The sequence below is a fragment of the Myroides sp. TSA_177.3 genome, from assembly GCF_052691955.1.
In genome coordinates this window covers 36,494-56,991 of sequence record NZ_JBQZGD010000022.1, presented here as the reverse complement: position 1 = coordinate 56,991, position 20,498 = coordinate 36,494, and the positions used below count along the sequence as shown (strand labels likewise).

The 20,498-nt window shown below is 31.8% G+C and carries 17 protein-coding genes and 2 pseudogenes; 5 read left to right on the top strand and 14 right to left on the bottom strand.

Annotated features, from left to right (window positions below; all coding sequences use genetic code 11):
- Together ACUTSE_RS15695 and ACUTSE_RS15690 are read right to left on the bottom strand one after the other, a co-directional pair.
- A pseudogene (locus ACUTSE_RS15695) lies at positions 1 to 217 on the bottom strand (hypothetical protein); the annotation flags it as partial.
- A gap of 1 nt (position 218) precedes the next feature.
- On the bottom strand, positions 219 to 818 hold the full coding sequence (locus ACUTSE_RS15690; protein WP_259188737.1) for a hypothetical protein: 600 nt from the start codon (positions 816 to 818) through the stop codon (positions 219 to 221).
- A 221-nt stretch (positions 819 to 1,039) separates the two neighbouring features.
- Here ACUTSE_RS15690 and ACUTSE_RS15685 point away from each other — a divergent pair, with 221 nt between their 5' ends.
- Together ACUTSE_RS15685 and chrA are read left to right on the top strand one after the other, a co-directional pair.
- On the top strand, positions 1,040 to 1,837 hold the full coding sequence (locus ACUTSE_RS15685; RefSeq protein ID WP_259188735.1) for a helix-turn-helix domain-containing protein: 798 nt from the start codon (positions 1,040 to 1,042) through the stop codon (positions 1,835 to 1,837).
- A 78-nt stretch (positions 1,838 to 1,915) separates the two neighbouring features.
- Positions 1,916 to 3,049 (top strand): chromate efflux transporter, encoded by a 1,134-nt coding sequence (chrA, locus tag ACUTSE_RS15680; protein ID WP_445640911.1) that lies wholly within the window; start codon positions 1,916 to 1,918, stop codon positions 3,047 to 3,049.
- Between the two features lie 19 nt (positions 3,050 to 3,068).
- On the opposite strand, the gene ACUTSE_RS15675 is transcribed toward chrA, so the two are convergent.
- The 8 genes from ACUTSE_RS15675 to nhaA form a co-directional block, all read right to left on the bottom strand.
- The gene (locus tag ACUTSE_RS15675) at positions 3,069 to 3,635 is read right to left on the bottom strand and encodes a lipocalin family protein (RefSeq protein ID WP_445640910.1); all 567 of its coding nucleotides are present in this window, start codon (positions 3,633 to 3,635) and stop codon (positions 3,069 to 3,071) included.
- A gap of 98 nt (positions 3,636 to 3,733) precedes the next feature.
- Positions 3,734 to 4,768, bottom strand: coding sequence for an ACR3 family arsenite efflux transporter (gene arsB / locus ACUTSE_RS15670; RefSeq protein WP_445640909.1), 1,035 nt, complete (start codon positions 4,766 to 4,768; stop codon positions 3,734 to 3,736).
- 3 nt (positions 4,769 to 4,771) lie between these two features.
- Positions 4,772 to 5,386 carry an arsenate-mycothiol transferase ArsC gene (locus ACUTSE_RS15665; RefSeq protein WP_445640908.1) on the bottom strand — a complete coding sequence of 205 codons (615 nt, stop codon included), beginning with the start codon at positions 5,384 to 5,386 and terminating at the stop codon, positions 4,772 to 4,774.
- A gap of 17 nt (positions 5,387 to 5,403) precedes the next feature.
- A complete protein-coding gene (locus ACUTSE_RS15660) occupies positions 5,404 to 5,856 on the bottom strand; it encodes a DUF6428 family protein (RefSeq protein ID WP_445640907.1) in 453 nt (150 codons plus the stop codon).
- 61 nt (positions 5,857 to 5,917) lie between these two features.
- The gene (locus ACUTSE_RS15655) at positions 5,918 to 6,247 is read right to left on the bottom strand and encodes an ArsR/SmtB family transcription factor (RefSeq protein WP_002992107.1); all 330 of its coding nucleotides are present in this window, start codon (positions 6,245 to 6,247) and stop codon (positions 5,918 to 5,920) included.
- 90 nt (positions 6,248 to 6,337) lie between these two features.
- Positions 6,338 to 7,144, bottom strand: a complete 807-nt coding sequence (gene tatC / locus ACUTSE_RS15650) for a twin-arginine translocase subunit TatC (RefSeq protein WP_060875535.1) — start codon at positions 7,142 to 7,144, stop codon at positions 6,338 to 6,340.
- A gap of 709 nt (positions 7,145 to 7,853) precedes the next feature.
- Positions 7,854 to 9,188 (bottom strand): DUF389 domain-containing protein, encoded by a 1,335-nt coding sequence (locus ACUTSE_RS15645; RefSeq protein WP_002992104.1) that lies wholly within the window; start codon positions 9,186 to 9,188, stop codon positions 7,854 to 7,856.
- 18 nt (positions 9,189 to 9,206) lie between these two features.
- Positions 9,207 to 10,529 (bottom strand): Na+/H+ antiporter NhaA, encoded by a 1,323-nt coding sequence (gene nhaA / locus ACUTSE_RS15640; RefSeq protein ID WP_115089925.1) that lies wholly within the window; start codon positions 10,527 to 10,529, stop codon positions 9,207 to 9,209.
- Positions 10,530 to 10,820: 291 nt separating this feature from the next.
- Here nhaA and ACUTSE_RS15635 point away from each other — a divergent pair.
- Positions 10,821 to 11,334: pseudogene (locus tag ACUTSE_RS15635) on the top strand (GNAT family N-acetyltransferase).
- A gap of 137 nt (positions 11,335 to 11,471) precedes the next feature.
- Here ACUTSE_RS15635 and ACUTSE_RS15630 read toward each other — a convergent pair.
- On the bottom strand, positions 11,472 to 13,067 hold the full coding sequence (locus ACUTSE_RS15630; RefSeq protein ID WP_115089924.1) for an FMN-binding glutamate synthase family protein: 1,596 nt from the start codon (positions 13,065 to 13,067) through the stop codon (positions 11,472 to 11,474).
- Positions 13,068 to 13,325: 258 nt separating this feature from the next.
- Complete coding sequence (gene cphA, locus ACUTSE_RS15625) at positions 13,326 to 15,935, bottom strand: cyanophycin synthetase (protein ID WP_445640906.1); 2,610 nt, start codon at positions 15,933 to 15,935, stop codon at positions 13,326 to 13,328.
- 143 nt (positions 15,936 to 16,078) lie between these two features.
- Between cphA and ACUTSE_RS15620 the strand changes: the two genes are divergently transcribed.
- Positions 16,079 to 16,957 (top strand): cyanophycinase, encoded by an 879-nt coding sequence (locus tag ACUTSE_RS15620; protein ID WP_060875538.1) that lies wholly within the window; start codon positions 16,079 to 16,081, stop codon positions 16,955 to 16,957.
- A gap of 14 nt (positions 16,958 to 16,971) precedes the next feature.
- Entirely contained in the window at positions 16,972 to 17,826 is an 855-nt protein-coding gene (locus ACUTSE_RS15615) for an isoaspartyl peptidase/L-asparaginase (RefSeq protein ID WP_002992092.1), read from the top strand.
- Between the two features lie 673 nt (positions 17,827 to 18,499).
- On the opposite strand, the gene ACUTSE_RS15610 is transcribed toward ACUTSE_RS15615, so the two are convergent.
- Both ACUTSE_RS15610 and ACUTSE_RS15605 read right to left on the bottom strand, forming a co-directional pair.
- Positions 18,500 to 19,996, bottom strand: a complete 1,497-nt coding sequence (locus ACUTSE_RS15610) for an acyl-CoA dehydrogenase family protein (RefSeq protein WP_445640905.1) — start codon at positions 19,994 to 19,996, stop codon at positions 18,500 to 18,502.
- 224 nt (positions 19,997 to 20,220) lie between these two features.
- Positions 20,221 to 20,454: a hypothetical protein gene (locus tag ACUTSE_RS15605; RefSeq protein WP_002992090.1), complete on the bottom strand. Its 234-nt coding sequence runs from the start codon at positions 20,452 to 20,454 to the stop codon at positions 20,221 to 20,223.
- Between the last annotated feature and the right edge of the window lie 44 nt (positions 20,455 to 20,498).

Here is a 20,498-nt window from a genome sequence, read left to right as displayed (position 1 = left end):
CAGCTAAAAAAAATGTTTTAGAAGAGATATCCATGGCTGTCAATAAAGAGATACTTCCTAATGATGCAACTGTTTGTCCTATTGCTTTAAATCCTCTCAATTGACTATCTGAGCGACTTGTCGTACTATACTCTACTGTAGATTCCTTCATTACCAAATTATCCATTGGAAATAAATAAGGATAATTCTCCCCGATGTAATTATACAAATGTTTCATCTTACAAATTATTTTGTTTAATAATATAAGTACAGTCTATATTTGAATTTTCGTCATAGAAAGATTGGGACACTTGTATTTCTATATTACTTAATTGAAGATAATCTTTGATTCCATCTAAAAAAGCTATTAAAGTGGGAAAAGTTAGATACTGATCAATTTTATATTGTTTAGCAGCTCTATGATAACGATCAACACCTTTCAAATGAATCACAGCATAATCTGACATATATTCTTGCACATCAAACTTGAACTCCGGACTCGAAGTGTAAATAGCAGAAATAGCAACCATAACCATTGATCTGCAATCTCGAACCATAGTAGTATCTTTAATTAATGCTTGCTCTGCTTTTGCTTTGCCAAGATTGTAAAATAGTTTATCGGAGTGCAAACGTATTTTATCTACTCCATACTGCTCTCCTATTGACTGTAATTGCAAAGCATAGAATTGGGAAGTAATATTGGATAAATTAATCGCTAAGTCTGATACAGTCGAAGGAAGATATAAATCAATTAATTTCTCTTTAATCTGCTGTGAAGGATATTGATCATCCCCTCTTAAAAGACGTAATTCTTCAAATAAACTATTTTTTTCTTTCATTGTCACATATTTTATTATTCTACTTTTTAAGTTAAAAAAAACAATACTTGTAAAAATATAATTAAATTAATTTTTTCTTAAATCAGTTATTTAGGATTAGAAAACCGTTTAAATCTTAGTGTAAGCTACTGTTTAAAAAGAGCTATGCTTTATTAACATTTAAATACCCTTTTATTAGAAGATAATAGTTAGTTTTACTTGTATTTTTTAATTAAATAACGTTGAATACATCTATTAAAATAAAAAATAAACTAGAGACAAGAACACTAATAAAAGTTGCTCCTTTTAGACAAGAAATTCGAAAAACTAATCCTCATAAACACAATAATTACTTCGAAATTATTTATTTAAGCGAGGGAACAGGCTTTCATACAATTGATCAAACTGTATTTTCGATAACTACTCCTACAGTTTTTTTTATACAAAAGGAGCAAGTACACTTTTGGGATATTACAAGTATACCTAAAGGCTTTGTACTTCTATTAAAAAAAGAGTTCTTACAAGCCTCATTAGATTATAAGTTAAGAGATCTCCTGTCCCAATTAAGTCATTTTACTTGCTTAAAAATAAATGATACCCAAAATATTGATGCATTATTTCATCTACTTGTATCAGAGAAGGATTTTACGGTAACAGAAGGTCTACTAAAAGCTTTATTGGCTAAGATAATAGCAAGATCTACTTCTTTTTCTACTTCCGTAAATAAAAGCGATACGATCGCCTTGTTTCAGGATTTTTTAAAGCAAACAAATAACTTACATAATAGTGTTGCCTATTATGCTCAAAGATTAAAAATTTCACCACAAAAGCTAAATGCCATCTGTCGCAAAACACTCCAACAGTCAGCATCCGAAATATTAGCAGAACATATTATTGATGAAGCAAAAAGACAATTACTATACTCTGAAAACAGTGTTAGTGAAATTGCTTACAACCTAAACTTTAGTGACTCTTCTTACTTTATAAAATACTTCAAGCGCTATATGGGTATTACTCCTAAAGCATTTCGGGAAATTTAAAGTACCATTCTTTTTTCAAATTCACCTTATTTTAGGTTCTAATTGTGACATATTTGTATGATTAAAAATTCTTAAGATATGAATACCAAACAAGGTGAAGTAAGTCTCAAAGAAATAGTCAAGGTCTTTACAAAATTAGGGATTATTGGTTTTGGAGGTCCTGCAGCTCATATTGCGATGATGAGAGAAGAAGTAGTTGTAAAAAGAAAATGGATGGATGAACAACACTTTTTAGATCTGCTTGGTGCTACGAATTTAATTCCTGGTCCTAACAGTACAGAAATGGCTATTCACATTGGTTATGATAAAGCAGGTTGGAAAGGTCTTATAATTGCAGGGCTATGTTTTATTCTTCCCGCTGTTTTTCTAACGGGTGTATTGGCTTATTTTTATAAAAATTATGGAGAATTACCACAAGTTCAACCATTTATCTATGGAATTAAACCTGCCATTATTGCTATTATCCTTGGAGCTGTATTTCCACTAGCCAAAAAATCCATTAAATCCTTATTCTTAGCCTTTATAGGACTTATTGTCTTAGTAGCTTCTTTATTTGGGACTAATGAGATCATTTTAATGTTTGGAGCTGGATTTTTAGCTTATATAGTTTTTTATATTAATACTACAAAGCGAAGTACCTTACAAAGTTTTCTTCCATTACCCTTCTTACTTACTATACAAAATACTCTTTTCACCAATACCAATATGCAGCTATTTTGGATTTTTCTTAAAATAGGGGCTATACTGTACGGTAGTGGTTATGTATTATTTGCTTTTTTAGATACAGAACTCGTGCAAAAAGGTTTACTCACCAAAGAACAACTTATAGATTCTATTGCTGTAGGACAATTCACACCAGGACCTGTTTTCTCTTCCGTTACTTTTATTGGTTTTCAAATTAATGGTTTATCTGGAGCAATTCTTTCAACTGTTGCAATTTTTTTACCATCCTTTATTCTAGTAGCCTTACTAAACCCATTGATGAAAAAACTTCGCAACTCAAAAGGGGTATCTGTCTTTTTAGATGCGGTGAATGTTGCCTCTGTCGCCTTGATTGTCGCTGTTTGTATAACGATGACACGAGATGTGTTGCTGAACTGGCAAACCCTTGTTATTACCCTACTTAGTGGTATACTCGTTTTTAAATTTAAAAAAGTAAATAGTGCTTTTATTGTTTTAGTAGGAGCTTTGTTGGGATATCTTCTCTTTTAATTGTTTAACTTACATGTGTTTATTTAGACTTTACTACCGACATATCTTCCTTGTCATGTTCAACCCAAATCAAACGAGATACATCATAACCAATTTCATTAGCTAGTGTCAAGTATTGTTGTTTAATAGCTTCGGGGATACTTTTTTCTCGAGATAAAATCCATAAATAATCAAGATCTTTTCCTGCTATTAGAGCATACTTATAATCTGAATCTAATGCAATGATATTATAACCCGAATAAAAAGGACCGAAAAAGCTAACTTTAAGTGCCCCTATATTTTTCTCTGCTCTGAACTTAGCTATTCCTTCTGCTTGTTTCCATTCTTTGGTTTTAACATTAAAACCTCGATTTAAAACCTTGAGATTTCCTTTCTCGTCCAAACTATAGTAAGCTGTGGTATTATTTAAATCTCTTTCAAAATAAAAATCAAACCGAGCAATTTCATACCATGTTCCCAAATAACGATTTACATCAAAATTTTCAACGGGTTTAGCTTTTTCTGGTATTGTACTTGCATTACATGACACAAACAAAAAAGATAGAATAGCAAAAAAACTTATTCTATAAAACACTTGTAAATTCATAAAAAATTAGTTTATCTCAAAAATAAAAAAATAAATGATGAATTGATTTATTCTAGTGATTAATTTAATAGAAACGATTTAAAAACAACTATATTTTATCACTTTGCATAATATTTCTTTTTCATCCACAAACTCACTCGTACCAGTAGAATCAACACAGGAACTTCAACTAAAGGTCCGATAACCCCCACAAAAGCTTGGGGCGAGTGAATTCCAAATACGGCAATAGCAACAGCAATAGCTAGTTCAAAATTATTACCTGCTGCAGTAAAAGAAATAGCCGCATTTTTATCATAATCCACATGCATTGATTTATTTACGAAGAAGCTGACAAAGAACATCAAGACAAAATAAATAATTAGTGGGATAGCAACTTTGATAACCTGCATTGGTAATTGAACAATCTGCTCTCCTTTTAAGCTAAACATAAGCACAATGGTAAAGAGTAAAGCATATAAAGTAAAGGGGGAAATAAAAGGGATAAACTTGCGCTTAAACCAAGCTTCTCCTTTTATTCTAATGAGATACTTATGACTTAAAAAACCTGCTAAAAATGGAATTCCTAAATAAATAAGCACACTTTGTACAACATCACTCATCTTAATTGAAATAGCATAATCAGCAAATCCAAAATAAGAAGGTAATACGTTGATAAAAAGCCAAACAAAAAAGCTATAAAACAGCACTTGGAACACACTATTTAATGCAATTAGTAAGGCAGCATACTCTCTATTGCCCTTCGCTAAATCATTCCATACAATCACCATTGCAATACATCTGGCTAAACCAATAAGGATCAACCCTACCATATAATCAGGTTCATCACGCATGAAGATAATAGCCAGAACAAACATTAAAACAGGTCCTACAATCCAGTTTAAGAAAAGAGATAAGCTTAAGACTTTTTTATCCCGAAAAGCCAGTGGTAATAGATTATAATCAACCTTAGCCAGTGGAGGATACATCATGATGATTAGCCCTATAGCCAGCGGAATATTGGTAGCTCCTATAGAGAGTTTATCCATCACATTAGAAACACTTGGAAATACATTTCCTAAGAGAACACCAATCCCCATCGCCAAGAAAATCCAAAGGGTTAAGTATCGATCTAAAAATTTCATTCTAACTTGCATAACTTACTTTTTAATTTGTGATAAGATGTAAAACATTTCACTTGCAATTTCAAGGCTTCGATTAAAATATCCTGCTTGCTGGTTTTCCGTTCCATCAAATACCTTAGGATCCTCAAATGTAATAGGGATTCTGCGCTCAGCACCTGCTATAAAAGGACAGCCCCCATCAGCTTGTGAACAAGTCATAACAGCTGCAAAATCACTACTTGGATTAAAAGCAGCATCGTACTTCTTAGAAAAACCAATAATAGGAATTTCATTATCACCATACTTTATAGCATAAATAGGATTCTCTCCTTCCGAAATTTTAAATACGTTAAATCCCTGTTCTTCTAAAACTGTAGCAACCATGGGATACATAGCTGTTTGTTCAGTCCCTCCTGAATAACAAGTAACATTTGGAATACCGTAGTAACTAGCCGCTACTTGCATCCAGATCTGAGTCAAATGACTTCTTCTTGAATTATGTGTACAGATAAAATTGATTCGAATTGGAGATTTTGAATCAACCTTAGATTGAATATAAGCCTCCAAGGGAGCCAAAACTTCTTTTCTATGATCAGTTATCACTCTTGATTCAAGCATAGTGCTAATTGTAGTTGATAATGTTTTATACATCTTTTACTTTTTTACGATTAACAACATCCAGCGTTAGAATCACAACAACTAGTTTGAGCTTCTTGATTACTTTGTGTAATTCCACAAGCATCTTCAGCTAAACAAGCAGTCAATGTATTTTTTAATAGAAAGTGAGTTCCATTAAATGCTAAGAAATACTTTCCTATTGTTTCTTTACCTTGAACTTCTACTTCAATCTCCGCATCAACAATACCTAATTTTGTTTCTGACAATCGAATAATATTAAGCAATTTACCTGCTTTTAAACGATGCTGATAATCATCTGCATTCCACAATTGAAAACTTACCTTAACCTCTTCTCTTATTGTACCTCCACAGTCAATAAACTTTTTTGTTACCTGACCTACTTCTGTTACATGGAAGTGTTCTGCTACAAACCTCCCATCTTCAAATTGAAAATCTACTCGATCTAATTTTTCTAACACTACTTTTACTTCTGATAATTTCATATTTTATCTGTTTTAAATTATTCTACTATCGTAATATTACGATGATGTTGAATAAAAAATATTAACAGCAATCCTTTGATTGTATTTTTTGAGCGAAGAAGAATTCAAACTCCTTGAAGAATTCATTCCAAACTACATTGTCAATACAATAACAAACGGATTTACCCTCAATTGTCCCTTTTATAAGTCCACTATTTTTAAGCTCTTTTAAGTGCTGAGAAATAGTGGCTTGAGCTAATCCAAGTTCTTCCACCAAATCATTGCAAATACAAGCATCTTGATTGATAATATACTGAAGAATGGCAAGTCTTGCTGGATGCCCTAAAACCTTAAACATAAGCGATAATCTATTCTTTTTATCACTAAATAATTCTGATTTTGTTACTCCCATTGTTTTATACTTAAATATACATCGCAATATTACGATGTATATTTAAACTATGCAAGTTTAATTAATATTGATAGCAAATACGATAATAAATTATTCTGTAATGTGATTAGACTTCATAAACTTTGAAAAGAAAATACTCACTTCATACAATAAAACTAATGGTATAACCAAAATAACTTGACTCAATACATCTGGAGGTGTAATAATTGCTGATGCTACTAAAATCAAAACATAAGCATATCTGCGATAACCTTTGAGTGTATCTGTTGATAAAATTCCCATCTTGTATAATACTAGAATGACAACTGGCAAAACAAACACAATACCTGATGCTAGTATGGTGGTTCTAACAAGAGAAATATATGAGGTAAGATCGATTTGATTGGCAACAATACTACTAATCTCTATATTCATAAAAAAATGAATAGATAAAGGAACTATAATAAAATATCCAAACAAGACACCTATAAAAAATAAAAGACTTGTGATTGTTACAAATACAATACTATATCTTGTCTTACTATTATATAATTTAGGTTGTACAAGTTTCCAAATTTGATACAAAATCCAAGGAAATGAAGTTATTAGTCCAAAGGTAAAACTAGTCCAAATCATAATCTTTAACTGACCATCCATTTTTCGATTTTGAATATCAAAATCAATCCCTTCCATATACAATGATGAACTCAAATTAAAAAAATCTATCAAAGAACGATGCCAAATATAAATAGGAAAATTAGGGTTCTTAGGAGCAAATAATATTTGCTCAAAAATAAAGTTAGTATATAAAAACGCTATGCTACTACATAAAACAATTCCAATAAAACACTTGATTAAAAAACTTCTTAAAAGTCCAACAAAATTCAAAAATGTCTTTTTCTTAATATCTATATCCATATCTTATTATAAGATGCTAAACTACTGCTATTTTAATTATTTAATATCCAAATTAGGGCTTAGTTTTTAGTTGCTCTAAATATAGTTGTATGCGCTTGATTTAGCTCATCCACATAGTTCCACTCTAAAGCTTTATTTTCATTTTCTGCAAAAATAGTAGCTAACTTATTTGTATAGGGAGAAATATCAGAGACATACTATTCTACAAACCAAAACGTTATCCTTACTGACTAATTCACCTAGATCAGCGTTAATATTATCAGTAAATGGTGATTATTTTACTAAATTCAAGAGACAAATGCTAAATAATTAGCAAACTATTCTAGTTCTAAAAAAAACATACTTAAAAAAAATCTGAATAAGATTTCTCTTGTAGTGCTTTTTTTACCTACTTAGTGATATATCTTTGATTTTTTACTTCAATAATTCTTCTTTTAAAAAACTTATAAAGTTACATTCTTTACTTGTAATAATATTAAAAAATAAATTTATAACAATTAAAAAATCATTAGATTTATAATTCTAAAACTAGTTCTCCTTATTTACTAGTTGTCTTTAAAAAGAGAAAGTCCTAGGGCTTTCTCTTTTTTCTATTTAGTTACAATTTAAACTTCGTCTATAAAGTAACGTAAACTCCGCTTATTACCAAAAATATTATATCTACTTTTTGTCTTTACCTCCTAACAGACCTTAATGAAGATAACTATTTTTACTTTATCTGGTTATTCCCTTTCTCCTGTATAGGATTATTTCCTTGAACAAGTAAAATGGTATCTGCCTTTAATCGAGTCTTTAACCAATTATTAAGTAGCTTACCATCTACTGCCTTTGTTTTTTCTTTTTGATTAAAAAGAAAAAACCAATTCATTGTAATACTATCAGTTTTTATATATCGCTCTACTTTCCCAATGGATACTTCTTCTATATTAGGAAAAAGTACATTAATTTCATTTATCAAATTAGGTTCATCCACTTTATACTTAGACAGTTCTTTTTTTAAGTCATTGATTATAATATCTTTCTCTGCATATGATCGATCTTGCTTACTGAGTTCATTTAAAATTTCTGATTTAATATCCTTTTCATCTTGTTTAAATGTCAGCTCTACATTGTCTAGACCTCTTTCCTTTAATAACCTGTTGTAGAGTAAAATATTTTCTTCAGTTAATTTCTTATCCAAAAAAGCAAGTTCTACTTTTTTGGGCTTAGTATTATAATTAATCTTTTTATAAATCACAGTATACCCTCTATCATTAAACTCAGAATCAATGAACTCCTCGACAGTTTTTGTGAATTTCTTTTCTTCAAATAACGTATAAGCCAAGTAGAAACTAGGTACAATCATCACAACAATCAACATACTAATACCATATCTTATACGTCTTTCTTTCTGGGTATCTAAAGTAGATGATGTTGGATATTTCAAGTACTTAATAACAAAAAAAGTAGCAATACAAATAAAAAAACAGTTAATAGTATACAGGTAAAAAGCTCCCAAAAAGTAACTTATATTAAATGTAGCTAACCCATATCCTGCTGTACATAAAGGGGGCATTAATGCAGTAGCAATAGCAACTCCTGGTATAGGATTTCCTTTTTCAACCCTAGTAATAGAGATAACTCCAACAAGACCTCCAAAAAAAGCAATCAAAACATCATAAATTGTTGGGGAAGTACGAGCTAATAACTCAGATTGAACATCCTTAAAAGGACTAACGTAGAAATAAATAGCAGAAACTAATAAACTAACAATAGTAGCAATGATTAAGTTTTTTATTGCGATTTTTAGCAATAAAAAATTATAAGTTCCTAAGGCAAAGCCTGCACCTACAATTGGTCCCATCAATGGAGAAATTAACATGGCACCTATAATTACTGCTGTTGAATTTACATTTAACCCAACAGATGCAATGATAATGGCACACGCTAAAATCCATAGATTAGCTCCCTTAAAGGCAATATTAGCTCTAATGTTTTCTAGAACTTTTTCCCCTTTCTCTTCTCCTTTATGCAGATTAATGTAATCAAAAAACTTATTTGTCATCTGCTCTTATTTTTATTGTTATTTTTTTTCTCTACTCAAAACATAATATCCAATCACTCCCCCAATTATAGAAGCGACAAAGATTCCTATCTTAGCTTGAGTCATATATTCCTCACTTGTAAAAGCTAATGAAGTTACGAATAAAGACATGGTAAAACCAATAGCTGCAAGAAGGCTCAGTCCAAAAAGATTTTTAATATTCATCCCCTCAGGGAAAGGAGCTACTTTTAATTTTACCAAAACAACCGTAAAACCTACTACTCCTATTACCTTTCCAACCAATAAACCAAGTGCTACACCTAGAGCTACATTTGTACTAAACAAATGATCAAAATCAATAGCTAAAGATACACCAGCATTGGCTAAAGCGAAAATAGGAATAATTAGAAAAGTAACCATCGGATGCATCATGTGCTCTAAACGCTGTAAAGGCGGTGTTGCACAGGCACTACTGTTTTCTATCTGCTCTAAAATATGTAATTGTTCATTAGTTAAAGTAGATTTAGTATTATCGGGATCTATTGCTTTGAACTTATCTAAAAGTACTTGTATTTTTTCACTAAATACTTTTTCACTAATTCTAACATTGGCAGGAATTGTAAACGCTGCTAAAACTGCAGCAATAGTGGCGTGAACGCCAGATAATAAAAACGCTGTCCATACCCCTCCAATTCCTAAAATAGCATAAAAAAGTATATTTCTAACTCCTATTCTATTACCCAAATACATAATAACTAATATAGAAGACCCAACTAATAAATGCAAAGTCGAAATCTCTGAAGTATAAAAGAAAGCTATAACAAGTACAGCTCCTAAATCATCAACAATAGCTAATGCCGTTAGAAACACTTTTAATGTTAAAGGGATTCTACTTCCTAATAAATAAAGAACCCCCAAAGCAAATGCGATATCGGTCGCCATAGGAATTCCCCAACCATTAGACATCTCTCCACTTGGATTTAAGGCAAAGTAAATAACAGCAGGAACAACCATACCTCCTAATGCCGCTCCAATAGGTAACATTGCTTTTCTAGGATTAGATAACTCGCCTGCTACAATTTCTCTTTTCAGTTCTAGCCCAACAACAAAGAAGAAAATAGCCATCAATCCATCATTAATCCAATGGTGTAAACTATATTCAAAAAAACTATTTCCTGCCCATTGAAAACCAAACTTATATTCCAAGATATGATGATAATGCTCTTTTAACGAGGAATTAGCTAATACAAGTGCAATAATTACACTTATCCCTAATACTATACCACCTGACTTCTCTTGTTTAATAAATCGTTGTATGGGGGATACCATCCTCTCAATAGGGGTCTGATTTAACTGGTTCATAAAAATATTCTTCTTGTTTTAATGTTATAAATAGTTTACAATTTCAAAAATAGAAAATTAATTTTGTTAGTTAATAAAAAACACGTATTTACATGAATTATCCCTTACATTTAACTTTTACAAGATTTTTATTGCAATTATAGCTAAAGTAGATTACAAATTATTCTTATTGGACTATCTACTTTATTTATATTGGTTAATTTTTATACGCTATAAACATTTAAATTTGCTTAGATAATAGCTTTCCTTGACATTGACATTAAATCCTTGAAAACAAAAAAAAATAAAAACATAGCAATTAAGAAAGTAACTCTAAACGATATTCAAGAGTTACAAACAATCAGTAGGCAAACTTTTTTTGAAACCTTTTCAGAAACAAACAGTCAAGAAAACATGACCAAATATCTTGAGGATAGTTTTTCAATTAAGACACTAACTAAAGAATTAACTGATATTTATTCTGACTTTTATTTTGCAATTTTATCACATCAAATAATTGGCTATCTTAAATTAAACTATGGAGTTTCTCAAACAGAAATAAAAGATTCCAACAGCATAGAAATAGAAAGAATCTATGTTTTACAAGAATATCATGGGCAAAAGGTTGGGCAAATATTATATGAAAAAGCTTTACAAGTAGCATATATTAAAAAAGTCAACTATTTGTGGTTAGGTGTTTGGGAAGAAAACCCAAAAGCTATTCGTTTCTATCAAAAAAAATAGATTTATAGCATTTGATAAACATATTTTTCTACTAGCAGATGATAAGCAAAGTGATATAATGATGAAGAAAACATTAGTATAGGATTTTTTTAAACAATACAACCAAATCATGTTAACCTTAGAGGTTTTTGACTGGCTATAATCTAACATGTTGAATTTCCATATATAAAAATTCTTCTATTAATTTTATAGAAAAACAGCTCAATTTAGGTTTGTTTTTCATTTGAAAATCCACCATCGGTTCATATTTGCATATTCAAAATCTTGTTTATATCGATCGGGAATATTCCCTTCGAGTAAAGATCCCACTTTTAAAGAAGGAAAAATTTCTTCATACGTCAACATCTCATTCAATGAAACACGTCTGTAAATATGGGTACGCGTGATGTTTTTTATATCATCCAATCCAGAAGCACCTAATAATTCAACGAAGCTCTCCACTGTTCCTTTATGGTAATTGGCCATACGTACTTTTTTGTCTGCAACGTCTAAACCTATGGTTAACTTTGGATCCTGCGTAGCAATTCCCGTAGGACAACGGTTGGTGTTACATAAAAGAGTTTGGATACATCCAATAGCAATCATCATCGCACGAGCGGCATTACACGTATCTGCACCTAAAGCCATAGCACGAGCAATATGAAACGACGAAGTTACTTTTCCAGAAGCAATGATCTTAATGTGCTTGCGAATTCCCATTCCCATTAAAATATTATGTACAAAAGCCAGTCCATCCAACATAGGGGCTCCTACATAATTCGAGAACTCTTGCGGTGCAGCCCCCGTACCACCTTCGCCACCATCTACAGAGATAAAATCCGGATACGTATCTAAATGAACCATCGCCTTACAAATAGAAATAAACTCTGCTTTGTGTCCGATACACAGTTTAAACCCAATCGGTTTCCCCTCTGATAGAGTTCGCAATTCCTTAATAAACGAAACTAATTCTAGTGGTGAATTAAAAGCCGAGTGATAAGGCGGTGAAGCCACAACTGTATGCGGTTTCACGTGTCTGATTTCTGCAATTTCCACCGTATTTTTAGATGCGGGAAGTATTCCCCCATGCCCTGGTTTAGCTCCCTGTGAGATTTTTAGCTCAATCATTTTTACATTCGGTAATTTCGCTTTTTCCGCAAATAAGGTAGGATCAAATTTTCCATGCTCATCTCTACATCCAAAGTATCCCGTACCAATTTGCCAAATTAAGTCCCCTCCACCTTTTAAATGATACGGACTTATTCCTCCTTCACCTGTATTATGCGCAAACCCTCCTAATTTTGCACCACCACTCATAGCTTCTATAGCTTGAGCACTTAGTGAACCAAAACTCATAGCCGAAATATTGAGGATACTGGCTGAATACGGTTGTTTACAGTCTTTATTACCAAATAGTACACGCGGATTGTGATCTAGTTTATCAAAGGCTTTTGGAGCAATTGAGTGACACATCCATTCGTAACCTTCTGCATAAACGTCTAATTGCGTTCCAAATGGAATTGTTTCCAATTCTTTTTTAGCGCGTTGATAGATAGTTGCACGATCGATACGACTAATCGGTTTACCGTCCGTATCGGATTCAATAAAATATTGATACATTTTAGGTCGAAGTTCTTCCATCACATAGCGAAGTCGACCAAAGATTGGATAAATACGCCTCAGTGTATGTTTCTTTTGATACATATCCTGATATCCCATAATCACAAATATGAGAATAACTACAAAAAAGATGCCCCAATTCTTATTTAAAAAGAGAGTAAGTAGAAGCATTACAATCAAAAGTAATGTTGAAAAAACGACAAATTGTTTACGCATAAGTTTGACTTGTTTTTAACCTTCACTATATTATAAGAATAATAAATTAGGTTTACTGTTAAATATCTATCTCTATATTCTAGATAAATTAAACCACTCTTCAGAGAAAATATACCAATTAAACTAACGATTCGATTATAAATAATCCTGTACTGATAGTATAAAATTTATTTTTCTTGTTCTTAGAAACTTTTATTTAACACAATTCTTGATAAAATTAGAATATTATCTTACTATCAAAATCAGTTAAAAAGTATTCTATTTATCATTTTCAAGATAGGACTCAATAAGATTGATGGCATTGGATACTACATCACTTAAGGCAACTATATAATTTCCTTCTTTAGCAATAGATAAAACATGTTTAAGGGCTTCAGCTTCTTTTGGGATTATTTCATAAGTAACCTGTTTATTAATACTAGTTATTCCTATTAATATCAATTGTATTATTTCTTCTTCAGTCCTTCCTCGTAGATGGTTTTCTTGTCGAATAATAATATGATCAAACATTCGTGCAGCGATTTTACCACATTTAATAATATCCTGATCTCGTCGATCTCCTACTGCTGCTATTATACCAATTTTCCTAGAGGCTTCAATAAACGTTAAATAGTCTTCAATGGCTAAATATCCTGCTGGATTATGGGCGAAATCAATCATGATTTTAAATTTTTTAAATTCAAAAACATTCATTCTCCCTGGAGTTTGAGTGGGACTAGGAATAAAACTTTGCAAGGACATTCTGATGTTTGCTGGTTCAAATCCATACAGATAACTGGCCAGAGTAGCTGCCAATACATTTTGCACCATAAATTTTGCTTTTCCCTGCATAGTAAGAGGAACATTAATAACTTTTTCAATTCTAATGTTCCAATGCTCTTTTTTAATGGTTATATATCCATTTTCACAAACAGCTACTATTTCACCTCTTTTCAAGCATGCTTCTACAATAGAGCTATTTACATCTAACGAAAAATATGCAACTTGACAGTCTAGTGTTTGTGAAATCTTCATACAATAGGGATCATCTGCATTTAAAATAGCCCAGCCATCTGTTTTTACACTCTCAACTACAACAGCTTTGACTTTTGCCAAATCAGCCAACGTATGAATATCATCTAAATCTAAGTGATCTTCCTTAATATTGGTAATAATAGCAATATCACAACTAGTGAATCCTAATCCTGCACGCAAAATACCTCCTCTAGCTGTCTCTAATATAGCAATTTCAACACTTGGATCTCGCAGCACATAATGAGCACTAACAGGACCTGTGGTATCTCCTTTTTCCATTAGTTGATGATCGATATATATGCCATCAGATGTTGTAAAACCTACTTTAAAGCCATGATTTTTTGCAATATGAGCCAGTAAACGAGTTGTTGTTGTTTTACCATTTGTTCCTGTTATTGCTAGTATAGGAATTCTAGATTCTTTTCCTGGAGGATATAACATATCCAAAACAGGTACAGCTACATTACGCGAAATCCCTTCGCTAGGCGCTAAATGCATTCTAAATCCTGGTGCTGCATTTACTTCTAACACCACACCCTCATTTTCTTTTAAAGCAGTCGTAAGGTTAACAGCCATGATATCAATTCCACAAATATCCAATCCGATAACTCTTGCAATCCTTTCTGCTAATAAAATGTTTTCTGGATGGATTTGATCCGTTACATCAATTGCCGTTCCTCCTGTGCTTAAATTAGCAGTAGATTTTAAATTAACAATCATATTATCTTCGACAATAGAATCCAGTTGAAGCTCTCTTTTAGACAAAAGACTCAGGGTATCTCGATCGATTTCTATCTTAGTTAAAACATTCTCATGACCATTTCCGCGTAAAGGATCTTTATTTGTTAATTCAATTAATTCTCTTATTGTTCGAACTCCATCGCCAATAATATGAGCAGCAACCCTTTTTGAAGCCGCTACGACTTTATTATTGATGACCAAAACTCTAAAATCATGGCCCCTAATAAATTTTTCAACGATGACTCTTTCACTATATTTTTGTGCATGTATTAAAGCTTGTTTAGCTGTTTCAAAGTCGAGAACTTTAATAGACACACCTTTTCCCTGATTTCCATCTAATGGCTTTATCACTATAGGATATCCTACTTTATCAATGAGTTGTTTAAGTTGATCTTGGTTTATACAAACACCACCTTCTGCAACAGGTATGGAGCATTGTTTGAGTATCATTTTTGTCTTCTCTTTATCACATGCTAAATCTACAGCGATATGACTAGTTTCACATGTGATGGTTGCTTGAATGCGCATTTGATTAACTCCATAACCTAACTGAATAAAAGATTGATTGTCCAATGGTATCCATGGAATTTTTCTATTTTTTGCTTCCTTTACAATACTAAGTGTAGAAGGTCCTAAAATAAAACGTCGATAAATTTGCTTTAACTTTTGAATTGTCGAGTCCAAGTCATAAGCAACTCCATCAACTAGTGCTTGGGCAATTTCTACTGCTGATTTTGCAGCAAATACACCTGCATTTTCTTCCTCATAATCAAACACAACATGATAGGTCCCTGAAACTTTTGTTTCTCTGGTTCTTCCGAATCCCGATTGCATACCAGCTAAAGATTGGATTTCAATAGATATATGCTCCACCACATGTCCCATCCAAGTGCCAGTGCTTACTCTACTGAAAAAACCTCCAGGACTTCCTTCAGAACATCGATGACTGTATAATGATGGTAATAATACTTTTATTCGTTGTAAAAACCCATCAATTACATCTGTGGGTCTTTGTTCTAGCTCTTCTATATTTAATCGCATTTGAATGAGCTTCACTCTTGTATTACTCCAAATATTAGGACCTCGTAAAATTGATATTTTTTCTATAATCATATACCTTACTTTTATATTTATCAAGGTACTATTAAATAAGGACTACAACTATTTTAATTAAAAATATTACCAATAAATTAAGATAATTATTTAATGATATAATGGTTTAATTTGATTAAATTACAAAATCAATAATTTTAAACATGAGTATTAAAGGAAAATTAATTATCGTTGGTGGAGGAATAGATGTAGGAAATTCTATCGCCAGTGAAACAGAAATAAAACAAATAAACAGTAATTACTTTTACAATTGTGGTATTCTAAAGAACATAATAGACGAGTCGAAAAACAAGGAAGAATCCCGAATTGAAATTATAACCACTGCCTCTAAAATGCCAGAAGAGGTAAGTCAAACATATATACATGCTTTTAAACTTCTCGGAGCCACAAACGTTGGACACTTGCCAATCAATAGTAGATTAGAAGCTAATGATCCTGATAATTTACAGCGGCTCACCCAAGCAAATACTGTGCTATTTACTGGAGGAGATCAATTGCGTTTAACTTCTGTGATAGGAGGAACTCCGTTTCAACAAATGTTATTGGATAAATATCATCATGAAGAGTTTTTATATGCAGGTACCTCTGCGGGTGCAGCAGCAGTATCATCTAGTATGATTTATCAAGGTAACAGCTCCGATGCTTTATTAAAAGGTTTGGTAGAAATAAATAGTGGTTTAAGCCTGATTGATTCCATCATTGTTGATACTCATTTTATACAACGAGGTAGAATTGGCCGATTATTTCAAGTTGTTGTTGGAAATCCCATGAAAATAGGTATAGGTCTAGGCGAGGATACCGGATTAATAATTACTGATAACAATGACACCATGATTGCAATTGGTTCAGGTAGTATTATACTTGTAGACGGACGACAAATTACAGATACCAATCTAACTCAAATAGACATTGGGAAACCTATTTCTATTAGTCACTTAATTACCCATGTTATGACTCAAAATGATATTTTTTTCTTTAAAGAAAACAAAATAATTATAAAGGATTCTCAGTATAATAACTAATAAATATAAGTAGTATGAAATTAATTATACATGGTGGTTTTCTCTCAGAATCCCATACCAATGACAAAACAAGAAATCAAAAACAAGAGGCGTTAAAACGTATTATTCATCAAGGTTTTCAATACTTAAAAATGAATACTTCTATTCAGACAGTTGCCTATGTTGTTAGTCTTTTAGAAAATGATCCTCTTTTTAATGCTGGGACAGGTTCTCAGATACAATCCGATGGGATTATAAGAATGAGTGCTGCTTTAATGGATGGAAGTACTTTAAGAATGGCCGGTGTGATTAATATTGAGAATGTAAAAAATCCAATTTTAGTAGCAGAAAAATTAATGTCTTATGAAGATAAAATACTTGGTGGAATTGGAGCTATTGAATTTGCAAGAGCGAATCATTTCATCTTTTTTAATCCTCAAATTAAACAACGCAAAGACGAATATGATAAAAAAAAGCAAAACAAAGATAAAAACACATTAAAAACAAGTACTGTAGGATGCGTTTGTATAGACAATTCTGGTAAAATTGCAACAGCCACTTCTACTGGAGGTAAAGGATTTGAAATACCTGGAAGAATCTCTGATTCTGCAACAGTGGCAGGAAATTATGCTAATACCTATTGTGGAGTAAGTTTAACTGGTATTGGCGAGGATATTGTAAGTCTTGCTATGGCAGCCAAAATTGCAACACGAGTGAGTGATGGCATGACCTTAGCTGAGGCATTTGAAAAAAGTTTTCAAGATCTGAAACAAATACAAGGATTGGCGGGAGCTATAGCAATCGATTATAAGGGCAATATATATCATCAAGAATCACATCCAACAATGGTATATGCTAGTTATGATGGAATTAAATTGGATATTTTCTAAAAAAATTCAATAGCCTTTCACTTCTTTGTCAAGCATATCAAGAGAAACAACAAATGTAAACTTAATTCAAAAACCACCTGACAATAAATATCAAGTGGTTTTAGAAAGAAGCAACAAATTATTAATAAAGTTTTTTTATTTTGGTAAATGAATTAATAATATTATAATCTGTCTTTTTTTTATTTTGTTTAAAGTCTATTACTAATTGCTTTCTTTGTACAGACTTTTTGTACAGACTTGTATCTTTGTGTTACTTTATACAGCTTTTCAACCAATCAATATTTATAACACTTACCAGTATTTAGATGGTATTTAATGCCGATTCTAAATTAAACGTAAGTAGTTTGGTGATGATTTTTAATTGGTTTTTATGGGGTCATAACTAACACCACATTACTACCTTACAAAGGTTGTTTTTATTGATTGACAAAGTATTATATAAAAAACATAAGAGATTACATAATTCACACATCTTCCCTGCTACTTTTTCTAGCCGTGAATCTCTTATATTAAGAAGGCAAAATTGACTTCTCTAAAGCAATTAAATCTATACAAAATCTCAAATAAACTTAATTCATCATACTTCAGATTTGAATCTTACAAACGATATTAAATTATTCTATCGTATTTTGTGGTAAATTATTCAATATATAAGCTTGAGTTCTCATTTTTGTTAAAACGTAGTCCAATCTGAATTCATCTCGTAATCTAAAATGGGATTTACATCATTTTGTATATTAAATTGACCATAAAAAGCAGCCAAATCTGAAAGAAGACTTTGACGTGTGATTTCTATAAGTTGCGTATTAAAACCATCCAGTTGCAAGACGAATTGAAAGCTTATAACTCGAGCTATCATTTTACCTATAAGTATTAAATTGCGTTGTTTTAACGTACTATCAATACTTAAATCTAATTGAGACACAAAATATTCAGCACTCAAACTCGTGCGCTCATACTCTTTTAAAAAACCATATAGATTCGTTTTTTTTGCTTTTCTCATCAATTTTAGTATCCCCTCCGCAATTTGGGTATACAACATTTCGTTTGATCCTTCAAAAATTTGAAAAGGTCTACAATCAACCAAGGATCTTCCAGCAATATGGTCTAATCGATATCCATTAGCCCCAGCTAATTGTAAACTAATTTGGGCTGATTCTTGCATTAAATCTGTAACTAAAGCTTTCAGTACATTAGCCTCAATACTCATTAAGGCCAAGTTTTTGTCAATTCCGCTTATATCAACGCTAAAAACACACATACCAGAACACAAAGTGTAAGCGGCCTGTATCTTTGCAATTTGATTTTTGACTGAATCAATTGTCAACAAAGGCGTACCTCCTACTTGTCTTTCTTGGCAATGTGTTAAGGACTCATCTAAAAGCCTTTTAATAAAACCTAATCCCATACCAGGGAATTGAAGCCTGCTGCGATGAAGCGTATCAAGCATTAATTTAATTCCTGTGGTTTCATTGAGTAATTTTTGCTCCTTAGGAACAATTATATCAATTTCATTAATACCATAAGCAATAGCATACAAACCCAAGTTATTATATCGATGAGTCATAGGAATATATTGATGTTCTTTATTATTTTCACAAACAAAAAAATCAATATCTCTTGCTAATTCTCCATTTGGTCTAGTCTCTCTGGCCGTTACAATCCAAAAATCAGCTGTACCACTTAATCCTTGCCAGTGTTTTTGTCCTTTAATATGATACATATTTTGCTTTTGCTCAAAAGCTGTTTTCATATTCAAAGCGTCACTCCCGTGAGCTTTTTCAGTAATCATTAATCCACCCATCGCTTTGTTTTCTATAAACTCTTTAAAAACCCTTTGCTGAACAGCAGCTTGTCCATATTTAGCCAAAGGTTCCAAAAAAAGAGCGATATTAATCCCAAAAATCAATGAAAGAGGTAAAGATTCATAAGAGGCTGCTGAGAGAATTTGCAAGCATTCTTTTACTTTCATTCCCCTGCCTCCATACCTCTGAGGGATAGCTACAGACAAGGGGGTTTGATCCATAATTTCATCCACTAATTCAGCAGGAAAATCACGGGTAAGTCCCAAAGCATTATAATTATATTTTTCTCGAAACAGATATTTCAATCGCTTCTTAAATTCTTCGATATAAATACTAAAATCCATATTTTCTACTAATGCATTCATCTCTATTATCTTTTATAAATTAAAACTTCTTGATTGTCGGAGAATTTATAACCTTGGCATAGCAATAATATTTGCTGGAATTTAATTTTTATTAATAATAAAAAAACCACCTGACGACAACAAATATCAAGTGGTTTTAAAGAAGTAACAAATTATTAATTAAGTTTTATTTATTTCGGTTAAGAATTAATAGTATTAAAATTTGATATTCTGTTTACTTCTAATTAAAGTCTAGTACGCATCTTTTTGCCAGTTTCACTGATTGCTTTTTCTGTACAGGCTTGTGCCTTAGTATTACATTCTACAGCTTTTTCAACCAATCCATCCTCATAATGTTTAGCAGCATCTAAATGATATTTTACAGCTGATTCTAAATGACCAGCCGCTTCACGATGATTCTTGATTTCATTTTGTGAACTACTAGCTAAGGCTTTGTTTTTTTCATCTTTCTTGTCCATATGTTTTGTGTTTTATTTTGTAGTTTAATTACTACAACACAAAT